This is a genomic window from Tardiphaga sp. 839_C3_N1_4, from assembly GCF_051811045.1.
Classification (GTDB): Bacteria; Pseudomonadota; Alphaproteobacteria; order Rhizobiales; family Xanthobacteraceae; genus Tardiphaga.
On sequence record NZ_JBPWQD010000001.1, the window covers coordinates 427,390 to 447,399 of the forward strand.

General features: G+C 60.1%; 15 protein-coding genes. 10 read left to right on the forward strand and 5 right to left on the reverse strand.

Annotation, left to right across the window (positions count from 1 at the left end; genetic code table 11):
- The first annotated feature begins 456 nt into the window (after window positions 1-456).
- From AB8A38_RS02365 to AB8A38_RS02410, 10 genes are all read left to right on the forward strand, one after another.
- On the forward strand, window positions 457-1,134 hold the full coding sequence (locus AB8A38_RS02365; protein WP_093760866.1) for a response regulator transcription factor: 678 nt from the start codon (window positions 457-459) through the stop codon (window positions 1,132-1,134).
- On the forward strand, window positions 1,094-2,476 hold the full coding sequence (locus AB8A38_RS02370; RefSeq protein WP_439084825.1) for an ATP-binding protein: 1,383 nt from the start codon (window positions 1,094-1,096) through the stop codon (window positions 2,474-2,476). The genes AB8A38_RS02365 and AB8A38_RS02370 overlap by 41 nt, the downstream gene beginning before the upstream one ends.
- Window positions 2,477-2,600: 124 nt before the next feature.
- Entirely contained in the window at window positions 2,601-3,023 is a 423-nt protein-coding gene (locus AB8A38_RS02375) for a hypothetical protein (RefSeq protein ID WP_439084826.1), read from the forward strand.
- Between the two features lie 64 nt (window positions 3,024-3,087).
- Complete coding sequence (gene rpoH, locus AB8A38_RS02380; protein WP_439084827.1) at window positions 3,088-4,200, forward strand: RNA polymerase sigma factor RpoH; 1,113 nt, start codon at window positions 3,088-3,090, stop codon at window positions 4,198-4,200.
- A gap of 94 nt (window positions 4,201-4,294) precedes the next feature.
- On the forward strand, window positions 4,295-5,674 hold the full coding sequence (locus AB8A38_RS02385; RefSeq protein WP_439084828.1) for an ATP-binding protein: 1,380 nt from the start codon (window positions 4,295-4,297) through the stop codon (window positions 5,672-5,674).
- A 166-nt stretch (window positions 5,675-5,840) separates the two neighbouring features.
- Complete coding sequence (locus AB8A38_RS02390; RefSeq protein ID WP_439084829.1) at window positions 5,841-6,110, forward strand: hypothetical protein; 270 nt, start codon at window positions 5,841-5,843, stop codon at window positions 6,108-6,110.
- A gap of 72 nt (window positions 6,111-6,182) precedes the next feature.
- Window positions 6,183-9,365: an efflux RND transporter permease subunit gene (locus tag AB8A38_RS02395; RefSeq protein WP_439084830.1), complete on the forward strand. Its 3,183-nt coding sequence runs from the start codon at window positions 6,183-6,185 to the stop codon at window positions 9,363-9,365.
- Window positions 9,362-10,615 (forward strand): efflux RND transporter periplasmic adaptor subunit, encoded by a 1,254-nt coding sequence (locus AB8A38_RS02400; RefSeq protein ID WP_439084831.1) that lies wholly within the window; start codon window positions 9,362-9,364, stop codon window positions 10,613-10,615. The genes AB8A38_RS02395 and AB8A38_RS02400 overlap by 4 nt, the downstream gene beginning before the upstream one ends.
- Before the next feature lie 20 nt (window positions 10,616-10,635).
- Entirely contained in the window at window positions 10,636-11,283 is a 648-nt protein-coding gene (locus AB8A38_RS02405) for a hypothetical protein (protein WP_439084832.1), read from the forward strand.
- Between the two features lie 391 nt (window positions 11,284-11,674).
- On the forward strand, window positions 11,675-14,476 hold the full coding sequence (locus AB8A38_RS02410; RefSeq protein ID WP_439084833.1) for an ATP-binding protein: 2,802 nt from the start codon (window positions 11,675-11,677) through the stop codon (window positions 14,474-14,476).
- A gap of 160 nt (window positions 14,477-14,636) precedes the next feature.
- On the opposite strand, the gene AB8A38_RS02415 is transcribed toward AB8A38_RS02410, so the two are convergent.
- From AB8A38_RS02415 to AB8A38_RS02435, 5 genes are all read right to left on the reverse strand, one after another.
- The gene (locus AB8A38_RS02415; protein WP_439084834.1) at window positions 14,637-15,938 is read right to left on the reverse strand and encodes an ATP-binding protein; all 1,302 of its coding nucleotides are present in this window, start codon (window positions 15,936-15,938) and stop codon (window positions 14,637-14,639) included.
- A 417-nt stretch (window positions 15,939-16,355) separates the two neighbouring features.
- A complete protein-coding gene (locus tag AB8A38_RS02420) occupies window positions 16,356-16,781 on the reverse strand; it encodes a putative quinol monooxygenase (protein ID WP_439084835.1) in 426 nt (141 codons plus the stop codon).
- A gap of 74 nt (window positions 16,782-16,855) precedes the next feature.
- Window positions 16,856-17,710: a VOC family protein gene (locus tag AB8A38_RS02425; protein ID WP_439084836.1), complete on the reverse strand. Its 855-nt coding sequence runs from the start codon at window positions 17,708-17,710 to the stop codon at window positions 16,856-16,858.
- 93 nt (window positions 17,711-17,803) lie between these two features.
- Window positions 17,804-18,817 carry an aldo/keto reductase gene (locus AB8A38_RS02430; RefSeq protein ID WP_439084837.1) on the reverse strand — a complete coding sequence of 338 codons (1,014 nt, stop codon included), beginning with the start codon at window positions 18,815-18,817 and terminating at the stop codon, window positions 17,804-17,806.
- A 95-nt stretch (window positions 18,818-18,912) separates the two neighbouring features.
- Complete coding sequence (locus AB8A38_RS02435; protein ID WP_439084838.1) at window positions 18,913-19,674, reverse strand: alpha/beta hydrolase; 762 nt, start codon at window positions 19,672-19,674, stop codon at window positions 18,913-18,915.
- Window positions 19,675-20,010: the final 336 nt, after the last annotated feature.

The following is a 20,010-nucleotide window of genomic DNA, read 5'->3' on the forward strand; positions in this document are numbered from 1 at the left end:
GCCGCCGTTTCAACCGGCAGCGATTGAGCGTCGCCCGCCCACTGCGGCCGCTTTCATTGGAGCGAGTCCGTTCGCTCTCAACAGCTGTTCTGCGACCGACAAGATGGTCGCTGATATCAATCTTCGGCCGATGGCGGACAGGGATCAGGATGTGTTTGCAGAACTGGTATCGCGAGGACCGGACGTAATCGACATGGCGCAGGCCGTGCTTTGCTACGGACACGAGGAAAAGCTCCGCCGCCTAGCCCGGCAGATCATGGCGACACGGCATACCGACGCCGGAGCAACGCCGTACCCGATCCCGGGATCCTCGGTATCTGTCGCAGCGGCGAGGTTTGCACCGATCGGATGGACGAAATGACCGAGTTTCGACAAAATGACGACGTTTTACGTTACGCTACGGCGCGGTCGCACCTTATCGTGTCTTCAGATCAAACGGTGCCCGAGATACTCCAGATGACCAAGATTTTGCTGATCGAGGACGACAGTGAGACCGCCGAGGAACTCGTGGCCGAACTGACGCAGCGCGGCTTCGAGGTCGAACACGCCGCGAGCGGCATCGAGGGACTCGACAAGGCCCGCTCCATCAAGCCGGACTTGATGGTCGTCGATCGCATGTTACCGGGAATGGACGGACTCACCATCGTCGAGGCGCTGCGGCATGACCAGATTCGCACGCCCGTACTGATCTTGAGCGCGCTTGGAGCGGTCGATGATCGCGTCCGCGGATTACGTATGGGCGGCGATGACTATCTGACCAAGCCTTTTGCGATCGTCGAACTCGTGGCGAGGATCGAGGCCCTGTTACGCCGTCCGATCGAAACGCGGGAAACCATGTTGCGGGTGGGGCCGCTCGAACTCGACCTGATCGAGCGCACCGCGCGACGTGGCGAGCGGGAGATCGAATTGCTGCCGCGGGAATTCCGCCTTCTCGAATACATGATGCAGCGGAACGAGCAGCTGCTGACGCGGGCGATGCTGCTGGAGGAGGTCTGGAACTATAAATTCGTCCCGGACACTAATCTTGTCGATGTCCATATGGGGCGGCTACGGCACAAGGTAGACACGCCGGGCGATCCGCCAATGATCCACAATGTCCGCGGCGCAGGATTTATTCTTCGTGCGCCTTCCTGATTTCGTCCGCACGACGACGTTCCGGTGGACGTCCATTGCGATCGCGCTCTGCATTCTCTTGTTCTCAGCCTTCGTGTACTGGGAGGCTGGCAGCTCGATGCGGGCCGACATGGACGTTTCGATCGCGGAGGCGAGCGAGGCGATCGCTTCGGACGTGCCAGAGCGCAGGGTCATCGCCATCGAGGACCGCCTGGCGTCCGATCCGCGCCGGACCCGGTTGGCCGGTCTGTTCACAGCTGACGGAAAACGGATCGCCGGCAATCTGCGCGATATCCCGCCGCAACTGGCGATCGACGCGCAGATTCATGCGACTCAGGTGGTCAGGATCGATCCGCACAAGCCGGAATCGATGTCCGTGCGCGCCATCGGTCGTCGCTTGCCTGACGGCCAAGTGTTGGTCATCGCGCGCCATAGCGGCGAACTCAAGGAATTGGCGGCGGCGATCGGCCGCGCCCTGCTGCTCGGTCTGCCGGTGGCGGGCGCCCTCAGCCTCGCGATCGGTGGCGTGCTCAGCCTGCGGGTGCAGCGTCGTGTCGATGAACTCCATGCACAGGTCAGGCGCATTATCGATGCCGACTTGCGCGAGCGACTTCCGACGGCCAACCTCGACCACCCCTTCGACAAGCTGGCCATCATCGCCAACGGTATGCTCGACGAGATCGAGGTGCTGGTCACCGAAATGGCAGGGACCGGCAACGAGATCGCGCACGATCTGCGCACGCCGCTGACCCGTGTCCGCGTTGGCCTCGAGCGCGGCCGCGCCAATGCCACGACGGTCGCGGACCTGCAGGCGGTCGCCGACCGCGCGATCGCTGGCGTTGACGAAGTGCTTACCATTATCACCAGCCTGCTGCGTATCCAAGAGATCGAACATTATGGCGACCGCAGAGGATTCGGTGACGTCGTGCTGGCGGGTTTGCTGCGTGAGGCCTGCGACCTCTACGAACCGATCGCCGAAGACAAGCAGGTCAGCCTGCGCGTCGATGTCGACGACGATGCCATTGTCCGATGCGATCGCGATCTGCTGCAGGAGGCCGTCATCAATCTGGTGGATAACGCGGTGAAGTTCACGCCGCCCCATGGAAGCGTCCAGCTGGCTCTCGTGCGAGGGCCCAGCGATGTCATTATCAGAATATCGGACACCGGACCCGGCATTGGAGAAGACGAGCGTGAAGCAGTGCTGCGGCGGTTCTATCGCTCCGACAAGAGTCGCAGGACTGTTGGCACCGGTCTTGGCCTCAGCCTGGTTTCCGCGATCGTCAAGCTGCATGGATTCCGGTTGACGCTGTCGACCGGTCCCGGCTGCGTCGCGGAGATCGCCTGTCCATTGCCGGAAAGGTGATCTGTCTAAAGGGCATTTTAATCGTCTCGCCGTGTCCGCTCACCATGTTTCGTAGATCACGCTGTTGCCTCGACGTCAGATGGACGTTCACGCCAACAGCGGCATCGATGGAAAGGATGAGATCATGAAAGGACGTACATTCAAGGTATTCGCAACGGCTGCGCTGGCATTGAGCCTGCTGGCCACCGCCGCTGATGCACGCGGCGGCGGCGGAGGTGGCGGCCACGGCGGTGGTTTCGGCGGCGGTGGCGGCCATATGGGCGGCTTTGGCGGCGGCTTCGGTGGTGGTCACATGGGCGGCTTCGGATCCGGCGTCGCCGCCGGTCATGTGGCTGGAATCGGCGGCGAGCGTCTCGGCGGAATAGGTGGCCAGCGTTTCGCAGGAGGCGGATTCGGATCGCACGCCTTGGCTGGGCATCACCTCGTCAGACATACCGGTCGTGGCTTCGGCTTCCCGGGCTATTACGATGACTACGGCTACGGCTGTCCGTATGTTTACGGCCCGCTGCATCCCAACCATTATCCCTGGGTCGCCGGCTGCAGCTGACGAACCGGCCTGCAAGGCATCGCCGGCGTGACGTTGCGGAAGCCACGTCACGCCGGCCTCGTTCGTGCCGCAAGCCGAACCTGAATTCGAATTTACATCCTTAACCTGTAATTTAATGGTTCCCGCGACCGCCACCGCTATCTCTTCAGGATCGTCCGCAAAGGCCGTGACATCGGCCCCGGACATCGATCAGCAACAGATCAATCGTAGCGGAGCGGCCGACATGAATACCGATGGAACGTCGACAGAGTATTCCACACCGGCGCCTGGTCTGGCGGCTCCGATCGGGCTGCGGTCGCCCGCGGCAGCCGGCGCCGCCCTGAATTACCTAACCGATATCCGGCGTTTTGCGATGCTCGAACGTGAGCAGGAATACGTGCTGGCGATACGTTGGCGCGATCACGGCGACCGTACCGCAGCAGAGCAACTTGTCACCAGCCACTTACGCCTCGCCGCCAAGATGGCCATGAACTATCGTGGTTACGGCCTGCCGCTGTCGGAAATCACTTCAGAGGCCAATCTCGGCCTGTTGCAGGCCCTTGACGGGTTCGACCCGGACAAGGGATTCCGCTTCTCCACCTATGCAGTATGGTGGATCCGCGCAGCGATCCAGGACTACATCCTGCGCTCATGGTCGCTGGTGAAGATCGGCACCACCGCGAGTCAGAAGAAATTGTTCTTCAAGCTACGTTCGGCCAAGAGCAGGATTTCGGCACTGGGAGGCGGCGACTTGCGGCCCGACCAGGTGACCCTAATAGCCGCCGATCTGGGCGTGACTGAGAAGGACGTCGTTGACATGAACCGTCGGCTCGGCGGTGATGCTTCGCTCAACGGGCTGGTGCACGATGACGAGGGCGCCGCCGAGTGGCAGGACTATCTGATCGACGAGGCGCCCACGCCAGAAATGGTAACGGTCGAGCAGGACGAAATCGATCATCGGCGTCAGGTTCTGGTGCGCGCGATCGATGTGCTCAATGCGCGCGAGCGGCACATCTTCGAAGCGCGTTATCTCGCCGACGAGCCGGACACGCTCGAAGACCTCGCGCAGCACTATGGGCTGTCGCGCGAGCGGATCCGCCAGATCGAGCAGCGGGCGTTCGAGAAGGTGCAGTCGGCGGCGCGCAAGCTTTCGCATGATCGACGTCACACCCGCGCCCCCGCGCTGGCGACGCACTGAATTGCGGCATTCCGGCGGGCGATGAGGAATTCGCGCAAGCGCGGGAAATCCGTTATGTTGGCGGTTCAAATGTCCCTCATGGGCCGCTCACGCGATGAATCTGGCCGAGTTTGCGAGTAGTTCGACCTTCCGCGCCGCTACGGTCGCGGCTGTCGCGCTTTCTCTGTTCGTGCTGGTCCTGTTCGGCTTCATCTATTGGAAGACCGACCGCCTGCTGGTGACCCGATCGGACCATGTAATCGCCTTGCAGCTGCAAACGCTGGCCGCATTGCCGAATGAACGCAGGCTCGAGGCGCTTCATCTTCAACTCAGCCAGGATTCGCGCGACGTGCATTTCATCGGCCTGTTCCGGGCGGATGGAAGCCGGGTTGCTGGCAATCTCGAGCACCCGCCGGCGACGCTGCGGCTGGACGCCACGGTGCAGACCGTCGAGATTACAAGGCAGCGCCCCGCGGGCCCGGAGCAGCTAACCGTTCAGGCCATCGGCCAGCAGTTGCCGGACGGCGAGGTATTGGTGATCGGTCGCTATGTCGATGAGGCGAAGCAGCTGTCGATGGTTGTCAGCCAGGCTCTGGCTCTCGGTCTGATCCCGGCTCTGCTGCTATGCCTTGCGCTGGGCGCACTGCTCAGTCTGCGCGCCGAACGTCGGATCGCCGACGTTAATGAGCGCATTCAGCGCATCGTGGCGGGCAATTTGCACGAACGGCTCCCGGTCAATCGCGGCCGTGGCCGCGATCCGTTCACTCAACTCGCTGGCATGGTCAACAGTATGCTGGACGAGATCGAAACGCTGATCCACACGATTGCCGGAGTCGGCAATGACATCGCGCACGATCTGCGGACGCCGTTGACCCGGGCACGCCTGGCCCTGGAGCGCGGCCGGGACAACGCCAGGACACTGCCCGAACTGCGGTCTGTGGTCGACAAGGCCATCGCGAGCATGGATCAGTCGCTGGCGATTGCCGCAGCGCTGCTGAGGCTGGCCGAGATCGAGAACAGCCGTCGCTCCACCGGATTCGGAAAAGTCGCACTGGAGGAGCTGCTGCACGAGGTCCGCGATCTCTATGCGCCGATCGCCGAAGACAAGGGCATTACATTGCGCACCGATATCGTTCATTCCCCGGTCGTCGAGGGGGATCGTGACCTGCTGATGGAAGCGATCGCCAATCTGGTCGATAACGCCGTCAAGTTCACGCCGAGGGGTGGGCAAGTCCAGATCACCACGGTTTCCGGCGACGGCGAGAGTATCCTGCGCATCACGGACACCGGCGCGGGGATAGGCGAACACGAGCGTAGCGCGGTGCTGCGGCGGTTCTACCGCTCCGATGCGTTTCGCAAGACACCCGGCCTTGGGCTCGGCCTCAATCTTGTTGCCACGATTGCCAAATTGCACGGCTTTCGGTTGACGATCTTTTCGGGCGCGGGGTGCGTGATCGAAATCGGATTCCCTAACGCTTCCGAGATAAAAGTCTAGACCGCGATCACATCGCAGCGAGATCGCTGTCCGTTGCCCGGTGCGCCGTTTCCTAAATCGTTATTTAGTTGGCCTGCCGCATCGCATCATTACTTCTTCCAAAGACCCAACAGTCGCGCGCCACTGGATTGCCAATCCGGTCGGGCGCCAAGGAAGGAATGATCCAATGCGCTCAGATCTCATGCCGGTAGTGTCAGCAGTCTTCATCGCGTTGATCGCCATCGCGGCAGCTCCGAATGCCGCGATGGCCCGTGAATCCGTCGTTGCATCGAAACCCCTGCCGGCGCCGGTGGGGCACGCCCAGCCGACCCCGAATGGCTTTCTGTCAGACGAAGATGCGAACGCGGACGAACAGCAGCGACTTTCGAAGTTCGATGCGCAGCAGCATCTATTGGACGAACAGCTCGACAAGTCACTGAACATCTGCCGCTGCTGAGCTTCAGCTTTCACGCGGCGCCTAGGGGCAGTCGCAAGATTCTTTCGCATACGGACAATCTGGGAGCGAGCAATGGGCATCGTGCGGTTTGCACTGAGATTTCCGTATACCTATTACGTAGTGGCAGTGCTGATCCTGTTCCTCGGCGGCGTTGCTATCCGTTCGATGCCGACCGACATCTTCCCAGAGATCCGAATTCCCGTCGTAACGGTGATCTGGAGCTACACGGGTCTCTCGACACCTGAGATGGAAGATCGGGTCTCGACCTACAGCCAGTACTCCATCAGCGCCAACGTCAACGGCATCAAGAATATCGAAGCACAGACGCTGAACGGGCTCTCGATCCAGAAGATTTACTTCCAACCCGACGTCAATCTCGACCTCGCAATTTCGCAGATCGTTTCGGCTACAAATGCGATCCGTGCGCTGATGCCGCCGGGCATCCAGCCGCCAATCGTGGTGCAGTTCAATGCCTCCAGCGTTCCGGTGCTGCAGCTCAGCCTCAACTCCGATACGCTCAACGAACAGCAATTGTATGATTTCGGCATCTACAGGGTCCGGCAACAGCTGGCGCCAGTGCATGGCGTGACGCTACCTACGCCGGCTGGCGGCAAGTATCGCCAGATTATGGTTGACCTCGATCCTGACAAGTTGCTGTCGCGCGGACTGACCCCGCTCGATGTCGTCAACGCGGTCAACACTCAGAACCTGACGCTGCCGACCGGAACCGCCAAAATCGGTGACAAGCAGTATACGATGCGTACAAACGCGACGCCCGCCAGCATCGCTGACCTCAACATGATCCCGGTCAAGTTTGTCAACGGCGCGACAATCTTTCTGAAGGACGTTGCCCAGGTTCGCGACGGGTCGGCAGTGCAGCAGAATATCGTGCGCCAGGACGGCCGGCGTTCGGTGCTGTTGAGTATCATCAAGAACGGCAACGCCTCGACGCTGACCGTGGTCAATGCAGTCAAGGACGTGCTTAAACAGGCGCGTGCAGCAGCGCCCGCCGGGTTAAAGATCAACGAGTTGTTCGATCAGTCCGTATTCGTCAAGTCATCGGTGACGGGCGTGCTGCACGAAGGCGCGATCGCCGCCGGCCTGACGGCGCTGATGATCCTGCTCTTCCTGGGATCATGGCGCTCGACGCTTGTGGTGATGATCTCGATCCCGCTGGCGATCCTGTCGTCGCTCGTGGTGCTGTATTTCCTCGGCGAGACGCTCAACACGATGACGCTCGGCGGCCTCGCGCTTGCGGTCGGTATTCTGGTTGATGATTCCACGGTGACGATCGAGAACACGCACCGGCTTCTGACCGAGGAGCACATGGCGCTGCCGGACGCGACCCTGCATGGCGCAGCCGGCATCGCGATCCCGACGCTGGTCTCGACGCTGGCTATTAGTTGCGTCTTCACCTCGGTGGTGTTCCTCGATGGCCCGGCGAAATATCTGTTCACGCCGCTTGGCCTGGCGGTCGTATTCGCCATGCTGGCATCTTACGGCCTGTCGCGGACGCTCACCCCGATCACCATCGGGCTGCTGCTGCGGTACGAAAAGCATGGCCCAGATGATGGCCATCCGAAGGGGCTGTTCGCGCGGCTGTCGGGTGCGTTCGAGCGCGGCTTCGAGCGGATGCGTACTGCTTACGTCGCGCTGCTGACCCGGTTGCTCAAGAATCGCGTCGCCGTGCCGGTGGCTGCGGTGCTGATCATCGGTCTCGGCGGCGTCATGCTGGTCTCGGTCGGCCGGGATTTCTTCCCGCTGATCGACGGCGGCGAGATCCAGCTCCACGTCCGTGCCCCTGCCGGCACGCGGATCGACGCCACCGAAAAGATCTTTCAACAGGTGGAGGACAAGATCCGCCAGATCGTTCCGGAGAGCGAGCGCAGTCTGATCGTCGACAATATCGGCCTTCCTGCCCGCCCCTATAATCTTGCCTTTACCGACGGCTCAACCATTGGCGTCAATGACGGCATTATCCAGGTTCAGCTCAAAGAAGGTCACAAGCCGACCGCCGACTACGTTCGCAAGCTGCGCGAGGTGCTGCCTGCGGCATTCCCCACTGACGTGTTCTACTTCCAGGCCGCCGATATCGTAACGCAGATTTTGAATTTCGGGCTGCCGGCGCAGATCGACGTCCGGACCGTCGGCTACGACCCCGGTGACCTTGCCATCGCGCAGAAGCTGCGGGAGCGCATCGCGGCGATCCCCGGCATTGTCGATGCGCATCTTCAGCAAGAAACTGACGCGCCGTCATTCTATACCGAGATCGATCGTACCCGCGCGGCGCAGCTGGGACTCAATGCCAGTACGATCGCGACGAATATCAATGTCAGCCTGAGTTCCTCGTCGCAGGTGTCGCCGAACTTCTGGACCGATCCGACATCTGGCATCCCTTATTATCTCGCCGTGCAGACACCCGAGTACCGACTCAATTCGCTCAACGCCTATGGCAATACGCCGGTGTCGAGCACGCTGACCGTCGGAGGCCAGCCGGTGCCGGGAATGCTCAGCAACGTCGCGACCTTCAAGCGCGAACCGCTGCCCACCAACCTGAACCAGGCCAATGTGCAGCCGGTTTACGACGTCTATGCCAGCGCGCAAGGCCGCGACCTCGGCGCGATCTCCGCCGACATCAACAAGGTAACGGCCGATTTGCAGAAGGAGATGAAGCCCGGAAACAGCATTGTCGTATTGGGCCAGATCCAGAGCATGAACGATGCCTTCGTCAACCTCGGCATCGGTTTGCTGTTCGCTGCTGTGTTCGTCTATCTCCTGATGGTGGTGAACTACCAGAACTTCAGCGATCCCTTCGTCGTGATGCTGGCGCTGCCGGCAACGCTGGCCGGCATCGTCACCATGCTGTTCATCACGGGTACCACCCTGAACGTGCCGTCGATGATGGGCGCGATCATGGCGGTCGGCGTGGCGTCGGCGAATTCGATCCTGTTGGTTACCTTCGCGCGCGAGCAGCAACTCGCAGGCCATTCTGCGTTCGAGGCCGCAATCAGCGCCGGCCACACCCGGATCCGGCCGGTGCTGATGACTGCGGCGGCGATGATCGTCGGCATGATCCCGATGGCGATCGGCAGCGCCGGGGAGGAACAGAATGCAGCGCTCGCCCGCGCGGTGATCGGCGGATTGCTGTTTGCGACGCCGACCACGCTTTTGATCGTGCCGTACTTGTTTTCGCTGTTGCGCAAACGCGTCGACGGCCAGCCGCCACACGGCGTCTTTGAGGAGGCTAGTTCATGACCGGGATTCAGAGGTTGCATGAGGCGCGAACCCAGGAGGAGCCGTCCGTGGTAAATCGGCAGGCGGATCCGCCGCCGGTGCGGCCTCGCTCCAAGGCCCGGCTGATGCTGGTTCTGGCGGTCCTGCTGTTACTCGGCGGCGGTCTCGGCTTCGGCTTCTGGCGGCACCAGCAGGCGCAGCAGGCCGTTGCGGACACGGCGAAGGAGCTCCGCGATCTCGTCCCGGACGTGAAGGTCGCGGTTATCAGCGACAGCACCGGCAGCAACGACATTTCGCTGCCGGCCACCACCACGGCGTTCGAAGCGGCGAATATCTTTGCCCGCACCAGCGGCTATGTTGAAAAGCGCTATGTTGACATTGGCGATCGGGTCAAGGCCGGCGACCTTTTGGCCGAGATCACCGCGCCGGAACTCGATCATCAGATCACTCAGGCCCAGGCCACGCTGAAACAGAACCAGGCTGCGTTGCAGCAGACGCAGGCCAGCCGGGATCTGGCGGACGCTACCAACGGCCGAGACAGCAGGCTTGTGAAGCAGGGCTGGCTGACGCTGCAACAGGGCGACAACGACCGGCTGACACTGGCGGCCCAGCAAGCGGCGGTCGGAGTCGCGCAGTCCAACATCGCCGCGCAAGAGGCGCAAATTCGGATACTCACGCAGGAGAAGGCTTATCAGCGCGTGATCGCGCCGTTTGACGGCGTCATCACCCAGCGCAATATCGATAACGGCAGTCTGGTTCAGTCCGGATCCACGTTCATGTATACGCTGATGCACAGCAATGTCGTCCGCGTTCAGCTATTCGTGCCGCAGGACGCGGCGTTCGGTGTGACGCCCGGCGTGAAGGCGAGCGTCCACGTTCCGGAAATTCCCAATCGGGTGTTTGACGGCACGGTCACGCGGATCGCCTTTGCGTTGCAGCCCGGTAGCCGGACGTTGTTGACCGAAGTCGACATCCCCAATCCAGACGGGGCGCTCAGCCCGGGAATCTACTGCACCGTGGACCTGCATGTTCCGCGCAAGACGCCTGCCTTTATCGTGCCGGCAGATGCTGTGATCTTTAACGCCGATGGCACGCAAGTGGCCGTTGCGGAGAATGGCATCGTCCATATGCACAAGATCACCATCGCGCGCGATTTCGGCACCTCATTGGAAGTGCGTGACGGCATCAAGGCTGGCGACGAGGTGGTACTGAATCCGATGGTGAATCTGGCCGAGGGTCAGAAGGTGAAGGCCCACAAGCAGGCGGCGTGAGCAGGAAAGGAAACGTAGCCATGGTGCAACTGTTAGGCGTCTTGATGCTATCGCTGTTGGGCTGCGATGCGGTTCTGGCGCAGGTCTCGACCATGGGCACGACGTCGATGGGGCTTCCGACCACTCCTGGTACGATGGTTTCCTCGCCGCTTAACGGGCCGAGTCCGTTCTCCGCGGCGACGCTTCCGGGGGCGGCAGATACCAGCCTGGCTCCGGTGCCGCTGGCGTCGGATCCGACAACGCCGGGCACCGTTATCAATTGCGCGCCAACCACAGCGCCAAGTGCGGCGACGCCCGCCGCCGCACTGGGAACGATCTCGACGGCGAATCTCGGTAGCGCGACCGGTACGGCCACCCCGACCGCGCCGGTTGGTAGCCCGCTGGACTCCAGCAGCTGTATCCTGAACGGGAATACCAGCCCAAGCGATCCTTCATCGTTGCCGCTCACGACTCCGCTGATTTCCAGCGTCCTGCCCGGCACGCTTGAGGCGCCGACTGCCATCCTCGGCGACACCAGTATCGCTCCGTCGGCGACGATGCCTACACCGAACGCGACGGCCTGCAACGAGACCGTCTCGATGAACCTTGCCGCTCCCGGCATGATGGCGGCTGCCAATGCCACGGGTGCCACGGCGACGCCAGGGGTAACCGCGCTTTCGGGCTGCTGACTTAAGGTGCAGAGCTGTGCCTATGACTTCTTCTGGCGCAAAGCGGACATGAACGCCATATGCGGTGGCTGAGATGGCGCCTTTATATTCATATTCGTTCATTGTTACTTTTAAGCGAAGTGAGAGAACCTGATCGGCAAACGATATCGACCCACAGCTGGCATTCACAAGGCGTTCAAACGGGCCTAACCAATATCTAGAGGTCGTACTCACCAAACGCTGTAAAATGGCACAGCCGGGCACATCTGACGGGCAGGTTGCCTTTGCGGCGTGAATGGCCGCTCTGCGCCGAAGATAACGGCGGCGTTTCCGAAACCCTGCTAAAATTCTGGTAGAACCTGAGGCAATACTTCTATGCTGCGCCGCAACATATGGTTTCCAAGCAGGTGCAATGGTGAACCGAGAGATATTCTTCGGGCCGTTCCGCTTCGACGCAGCTACCCGTACACTATGGGACGGAGGCGTTCCGGTTCGGCTTGGCGCTCGCGCGTTAGCCATTCTGCAAGTCCTACTTGAAGCGCCCGGCGCAACCGTCAGTCGGAGCGCCTTGATCAGGAGCGCATGGCCAAGCTTGCACGTTGATCAAAGCAATTTGCGGGTCCAGATCTCAGGGCTGAGAAAAGCTCTGCGTGATTACGGCGCCGCAATTCAGGCTGATCCATCTCAGGGCTATCGTTTCGACGCTAATGTTGTGAAAGAGCCGGTCATCCGTCGCTCTGAAAACCAGCCCCGGTTCGGCATTCCTGGAATTGTTGTGAGGCCGATCGGGCGCGAGGCGGCAGCGGATGGGATTCATGAGCTTCTAAGTAGCCGACGACTTGTGACGATCCTTGGATCGGGTGGCATCGGGAAAACGACGATTGCATTGCAGGTCGCAAACGACCGGGCCGCAAACTACGCGGATGGCGCCTACTTTATCGATCTTGGCAGAATATCCTCAACTGATGTTGTCTACACGGCATTGGCGAATGCGATCGGGTTGAGAGTAACGGACTGGCCCGGTATCGAACAAATCGTGTTGGCGCTCCGCGACAGGCGAATGCTTCTAATCCTGGACTGTTGTGAGCATGTGCTGGGTCCAGTGGCCAAGCTCGTTGCCAGCTTTCTCGCTAAAACGGCGTATGTGGATATTCTCATTACGACGCGAGAGCCGCTGCAGCTTGATGACGAGGCCGTCTGGCGCCTCGCCCCCCTTACAGTTCCCCCGAAGGCTGCCGAAGCGCATACGGATAACATCAAGACTTATTCGTCAGTCCAACTATTCCTGAAGTGCCTGCATCAGCGGGCGGCGAAGCTGCATTTCGATGATAGCCAAGCTGCTGCTGTCGCGGAGATTTGCCGGCGCCTCGATGGGATCCCATTGGCAATTGAAATTGCGGCTTCGATTGCCGCTGTGCTTGGCTTCGAGGAAACGCTCCGCAGCTTGAATGAAAAATCGTCAGTGATCAATGTCGACCGAAGAAGCACGGTTCCCCGTCAACGGTCGTTATTCTCGACGATTGACTGGAGCTATAATCTGCTGTCCGAGGCAGAACAATCCGCTCTGCGACACATCGCTTGCTTTGCTGGGACCTTCTCGCTTGACGCCGGCATCGCCGTGGCAAGCAGCGACCAACTCTGCGCGTCCGCTGCGCGCGACGCCATTATTGGACTGTCTCACCGCTCACTTCTCTCCTCCGACCCGGACTCGATACATGCGGAGTATCGTCTGCTGGATACAACGAGAGCATACATAGCTCAGTTGGATTTCCCTGGCAGCGACATGGCGCAAAGACGCCACGCGGAATACTTCCTCCGACTGCTCGATGGCATCGACTGGGACCTTTACGACGAGACATCCGAGAATACCAAAATGCGGGGCTACCTGGACGAGGTCCGGGTGGCTCTTGATTGGGCGTTTTCGTCAGATCCTGAACTCGGCGTAAAACTTGTTATCGCAGCGGAACGGCTTTGGCTTGCGCTCACCTCGCTGGTTCAAGGGGTCCCTTATCTAACCAGGGCGTTTCATCTCGTCGATGATAGTTCAGCATTTGATGCCGCCGTGCGGCCTCGCTTGCTGGTGTCACTTGCGTCCGCTCAGGTATACTTGCCGGGATTCGAGGGAGCGAGCTTGTATGAGCGTGCCTGGCACGCGGCGCAAGCTGCAGAAGATGACTTCCTGGAGCTACGGGCCCTCTACGGTATCATCCAGAATATGCTTCTCACTCGCCGCCAAGCGATGCGTCATCTCGACGCCTTTGCCAAGGCAGCGGAGCGATCCAATGCCCCTGATGTGCACTATCTTCTGCAACGAATAACAGCATTCAACGATTTTGAAACCTCTGCCATACGATCGGCCCATGAGAGGTTCGAGATGTTCCTGCAGGACTGCCCGTCGATTTCCAGAAGCGCCTACTTGTATTTCGGAGGAATCGACTCGTTCATCTCCTGCAAGATCGGGTTGGCGCTTGCCAAACACTACATGGGATACTGCGAACAGGCATTGTCGCTTGCGAACACAGCGGTTGATGAGGCCGAGGCAAAAGGACATCTGACAACCACCTATTTTACTCTTGCCCAAGGTGCAACATGGGTGAACATATCCTCGGGGGATTTTCACCGTGCGCGCAGCTGCCTGCAGAAATTGGAGGAGGTGTCGCGGCACTACCGGCCTTGGCATGCGGTTGCCGAGGCATTTCGAGCGCTTCTTCTCAAATATGCTGACGGAGACGCTGGATCGGCCGAACGCATCCTGACTTCCTGTTTGGCGGATGAGTTCATAATTAAAACAGGTTCTCTTCATCCGATTTTGTGGGTCGAACTTGCCGATGCACGACGAATTGTTGGCGATCTGGACGGTGCAGAATCTGCACTCTTGAAGGCGATGAGCCAGTGCCTGGGCCCGTCCGATGTTCGTCTCATCGGTAAACACCACCCAATCCTTGCCAAGGTGCTCATTGCTCGGAACCGGCCCGGGGACGTCGATACGGCATGCGAGCTGTTCAGGCAGGCAATCGGGCTAAGCAAGCTGCACGATTTCTATCTCTATGAGTGCGAAGCTGCTGTCGGCCTCGCCGAGCTTGAGTTGAACATGGGACGACCGTGGGTGGCTCGCAATGCACTTATCGATCTCCTATCCAATTTACAGGACAGATCACGCGTGCCGTTTCTCTCTCGCGCTCAATCTATCCTCGCCGGGATTAACGGGCCCTAATGCTCGCGAACTGCGACCACTCGGAGAGACGGGCGTTCAGGAATTTCGAGATCGTTCTTCAGCCATCAGCCAGCGGTAGCGTCGTGACGGAAAACTGATATCTGTGCTTGATGTATGTTCATGCGGAAGCAGTCATACGAGGCCGATGCCGCTTACTGAATTATCGACGGTTAGGCCCGTGAAGTCTAAAAAAGCGGGAAAGGCGGTACTCTGGGGGGCTGATCTCATGATTTACGATCAGGAAGGATTTATTGGCGAGCGCGATAACCGCCTCGCGAACGATGGACGCATCCGTGATGTCATCAGCGGCGACCGCAACCGCATCATCGAGGGTGAAAGCACCAGTAAAAATCGCCAAATGACGTAGCACCGCTCGTTCGTTGACTGGAAGAAGATTTCTGCTCCAGTGTAGTCTCGAGAACAGAGAGTGCTGCATGGGGTTGGCGGCTTGGCGATCGGACTCCAAAACGGACGAGCGTTGATCGAGGTTGCGGAGGATTTCGCCAATGTCGAGAGTGCCGACCATGGAAGCCGTCATTTCGATGGCTAGTGGAATTCCGTCCAGACGTCGGCAGACTTCGACGACGGCCGGTGCGGTGTCGTCGTTAAACCTAAAGTCGCCCGAAACATCGGTCGCGATTCTTATGAAGAGCTGAACTGCAGAGTAGCGTGCAGCATTCACCGCGGTATTACTCGGAGAGGGCGGCGGCACGTCGAGCGGTTCGAGCTGCCAGACGTATTCAGCTCCAACCCTCAAGGTCTCTCGGGACGTTGCCAGGATCCAGACTTCATTGGAGAAGCTCAGAACCTGCTCGACCAGCAACGCTACCGCATCGGTAAGGTGTTCGCAGGAGTCAATGACCAGTAGTAGGCGTCTATCCTGCAGCGCGACCTTTATTTGCTCAAGGGCAGGCGCCTCCCGGGCGGGGAGGTTGAGCAAGCGCGCCAGAGCTTCGCAAATCTGATCGCCGCGCGCAATCCTGTTAAGATCGACGAAGCAGGTTTCATCCGCAAATGTATCGGCTAGTCGACGTGCAATCGCGCGCGCGACAGTTGTCTTCCCGATGCCGCCAGGACCAAGGATCGTTACCAGACGGCATTCTTTGAGAAGGCTAACTATATCCGCAACCACATCGTCGCGACCAACAGGCTCGGTGAGAAACCCTGGCGCCAAGAAGCATCGCTGCCGGGTGCTGCGATACGGATCATTCGGCACCGTTTCTCCGAGAAAGCGATAGCCCAACGAAGATTCGGTCCTGATCAATCCCTCGCAGCCGCGAAGTGCTTTTCGCAAAGTGGAAATTTGTACTTTGAGATTTGCGTCGTCTACGCAGCCATCAGGCCACACTCGCTCTAGCAGTTCACGTTTCCCTACAAGACGTCCGGGGGTCTCGGTGAGCACGCTCAGAATTGCCAGCGCCCGTGCCCCAACTTGTAATAAGATATCCCCTTCCCACAACATTCGCCGATCTCGATCGAACCGGTATGGTCCGAATGAAATTCTCACGTCGGGCCTATGTGCAGGCTGGTCGGTGTTTTTACCGCTCGTTGAGCTCGTTGGAGCGGCTGATCGAGACGCCACCTTCACCGGGATAACCCGGTTTGCATCAGAGGCGAAGCGCCGGAGAGGGCGCTCTGTAGATTTGGCTTATCAGCCAGTGCCTCCGAACGACGACATCGCATAGTTCGACCAATCCATCGGTAAGAGCTATTCGAACAAGACTTTAACCAGGAGTCTACACGCAGAAGGGCTAAGGTGCACGGGCCCCGACTACAGCGGACATTTCGCCGCAGGACCGGCCCCGGGTGAAATTTCCCGCGGGCAGTGAGCGGCGGTTTGGCTATCTGCAAGCTGCGGATTATTTCTCGGCGATTTCGGCTATTTTTTGGGCATACTGTGGATCGCCATGCGCATTACCTCAACGCCACCTTCAGCAAGCTCTGGAAGCTTGGCGAACCACTCCTGTACATAGGGCATGGCGTTATGTGCGTCGAAATCGGCTTGACTGGCAAAAATCTCGTAAAAGGTGAAATGCCCCGGTTTGGCGCGATCTTCCTGAAGAAAGTAAACTAGGTTCTTTGGATCGGCGCGAACCAGGTCGATGAGAGGCAAGGTAGCTGCCCGCAGAGCATCTTCCTTTCCAGGCTTGGCTCGCACCTGGGCGACTACTGAATAGGCGCCTTCGCGAATATCCTGGTAGCGCACATGCGGGGCCTGCTGGGCGACTGCCGCCGACGCCGGAAGGGACAGCGAGAGGGCCAACAGCGCCGTGGCGAGCGAATTGCGGCGGATCGTTTGCATCATGGGTGCCTTTACATCGTTGTCACGAACATCTGGCCAGTGCGACAGGAGATCGTTCGTCCGCCGGAGCTTGCGCGTTAGCGTGTGATAGTCTGCTGCCGTTTCGCCAAGGCTTGGGCAAAACGTTGCTTGACCGGCCCCAGCGCTTTCACAAATTCGAGCTGCTCGCCTTCCGGACCCTTGCAATAGATCAGTTCCCAGCCGTCCGACGGCGCCTCGGTCACCTGGTTCGTGTTGGCGCTGCGGGGAGCTGCCTTGCGGTCCGCCTCGGTCATGACCCGGACAGTGCGGTTCGCTCTCACTTGCGTCATGCCGCGGCGCGCGGATTCTGCCTCGAGGTCGGCGATGAACTTGTTGAAGTCGACATCGTCGCGAACATAGAAGCAGATGTGCATCATACGCGGAAAAGCGGGGCTCATGTGCTGCACTGGCTCGGCAAAGCTCCTGGAGCTACCCATGGGCTGATCCGCGTCTCGATACTGGAGCAACTCGATCACCACATTGTCGAACTGGATGAAGCGAACATCGAGCCTCTGCGCTCCACCGCGCAGGTCGGGAACACCGATCGTCCGAGGATTGACCCCGCGTGCGTTCGCCTCGATTTCCTGGTCGGCCAGCAGCGTGTTCTGCACCCCATCGCCCTGGAAGTCGCCGTGGCGGAAAACTTCGGTGCCGCCCAGCACCTCGGTGTAGAACTGATAGGCCCGCTCCATGTTCTGGACGGTCAGCCCGAAATGCTGAATGCCCTGGAGCCGCGCGCCGAGCGGTGCCTCGTTGCGCTCGGCCGCTGACATTCCGCCGGTGTCAGGTACAGCGGCCGGTGCGGCTGTCGGCGTGCCGCCGATCGCCAGGCCTGCGATCATGGCTACGCCGGCTGTTCGAAGCGCGGCCCGGCGGCCTATTTCAGGGGCATTCTGTGGTTCATCTGTCATTTCTGTCTCCTTGGTCGTTCGGTTGAATTTGCCTGCACCATCCTGCGTTCAAGCGATGCCCGAGCGGACGAACTTGTTGCGATTTCGGGTAGCTCAATCGAGCCCGATAAGAGGGGCTGCGGGACTGACGAGGCCCGCCGAACGGAGCTCGCGCCAGAAATCGGCGGGTATGGATTCCTCGAGCGCGGCACGATCCTCGGCGATACGGCTCGGACGGCTCGCACCCGGAATGACGGCCGCAACTACCGGATTTGCGAGCGCAAACTGCAGGCCTGCGGCCTTCATGCTGACGCCATAGCCGTCGGCAATCGTCTTGATCCGCGCCACCTTGTCGATGATCTCCGGAGGCGCCGGTGCATATTCGAAGTTCGGACCGCCGGCGAGCGCTCCCGAGCTGTAGGGGCCGCCGACAACAATGGCGAGCTCATGCTCGGCGACCATCGGCATCACCCGCTGGAGTGCTCGGGCATGGTCGAGAAGCGTGTAACGGCCCGCGAGGAGGAAGCCATCGGGGCGCGGATCGTCGAGCGCAAGCAGGAGTTCGATTGGTTCGACCCGGTTGACACCAAGTCCCCAAGCCTTGATCACGCCTTCGTCGCGTAGCTGGTCAAGCGCCTTGAATGCGCCCTTGCGCGCACTTTCGAACACCGCCAGCCACTCGTCGCCATAGAAATCTTGCGCTACGTCGTGCACGAAGGCGATATCGATGCGGTCGGTGCCCAGCCGCCTCAGGCTGTCCTCGATAGAGCGCAACGTCGCATCTTTCGAATAATCGTTGACGATCTTGTTCGGGCGTCCATGTTTGAACACGTCGCCTTTCTCGCCGAGGTCACGGGCATCGACATCCTCGATCTCATCCAGGATCACGCGTCCGACCTTGGTGCTGATGACATAATCGCCACGCGGCCTGCCGGTGAGGGCGGCGCCCATACGGATCTCCGCGAGCCCCGCGCCGTAGAACGGTGCGTTGTCGAAGTACCGGATGCCGTCGTCCCACGCTGCATTCACCGTCGCGAGCGCTTCCTGCTCCGGGATGTCGCGAAACATGTTGCCGAGTGGCGCCGCACCGAAACCCAGCTTGCCGGGCAGTATATCCTTGAGTGCCATATGGCATGTCCTCTGTTTCAGGCGGACCAGGTCATCCGTCGAGAGATAACCGTGAGAACATCGACCTCGGCCATCGACGCTCTGCCGCGTCAACTTCAGTCGGAAGCGGATGTGTCTGCGCTCTTTATGAACGCTGCGACCTCGCGCGGATGCGACAGCATCACCGCGTGGCTGCTTTTCAGCTCAGCCACTTTCGCGCCCGACCGCCGGGCCATATTGCGTTGCGCGGTCGGCGGGATCATTTGATCCTCACTTGTCACCATGTAGTAAGTCGGCTTCGCCTTCCAGGCCACACGAGCGACCTTGGTCTGCACCGCCTGCAATCCCCACGGCAGTTGCGCGGCACTCATGAAGCGGGTTGTGGCGGCATCAACATCGGCCGCGAATGACGAGGGGAATTTATCGGCTTCGACGAAGAGGTAATTCCCTTCAGCGACGATCGGAGCCTTGTGCTCGCCGGCTGGCGCAGGCGCTTCTGCGAGTGTACTCACCGACTCCCCGGCCTCGGGAGCAAATGCCGCGAGATAGACGAGGCTGCGGACCTTTGGATTGTCGCCTGCTTCCGTGATGACCATTCCTCCGTATGAGTGCCCGACGAGAACAACCGGGTGCCGGGCCTTGGCGATCACACGTTCGGTTTCGGCGACATCGTCGCGAAGCGAGATCGTTGGCTGCTGGACGACGAGTACCTCATAGCCGGCACTTGAAAGTATGTCGTAGGTGCTCTTCCAGCCCGACCCGTCGACGAAGGCGCCATGGACAAGGACAATGGAAACGGTTCTCTCGGCCGAGGCCGCAGGGACGACTTGAGCGGCGACGATCGATATTGCGGCAAGCGCGGAGATAATTGGTTTCATAACAGGCTCCACTCCTCGATGGGCGGCAATTTCTGTTCGACGAGCGCCATCACTAGATCACGCGTGCATTCAGGTATTTCCGATTCCTGCGCGATGAGGGTCGAATCCTGCTCATCCCGGGCGAAGTCACCCTGCTTGCGATGTGCAATCAGGCCGTGTGGTTAAGCTCTTGCTTTGCCTGCCTTTTACTTCTTTTAACCGCTCCACCCCTCGACTTGGCAGTAAGCTTATTCAGCAACTTCGGATGGATCGGCACGGCGCTCCGGTGCGGCGCGCTGCGAGATTTTTCCGTGGCCGACAGTGTTCACGATTCCAGTCGCACACAGGGACGGGAAT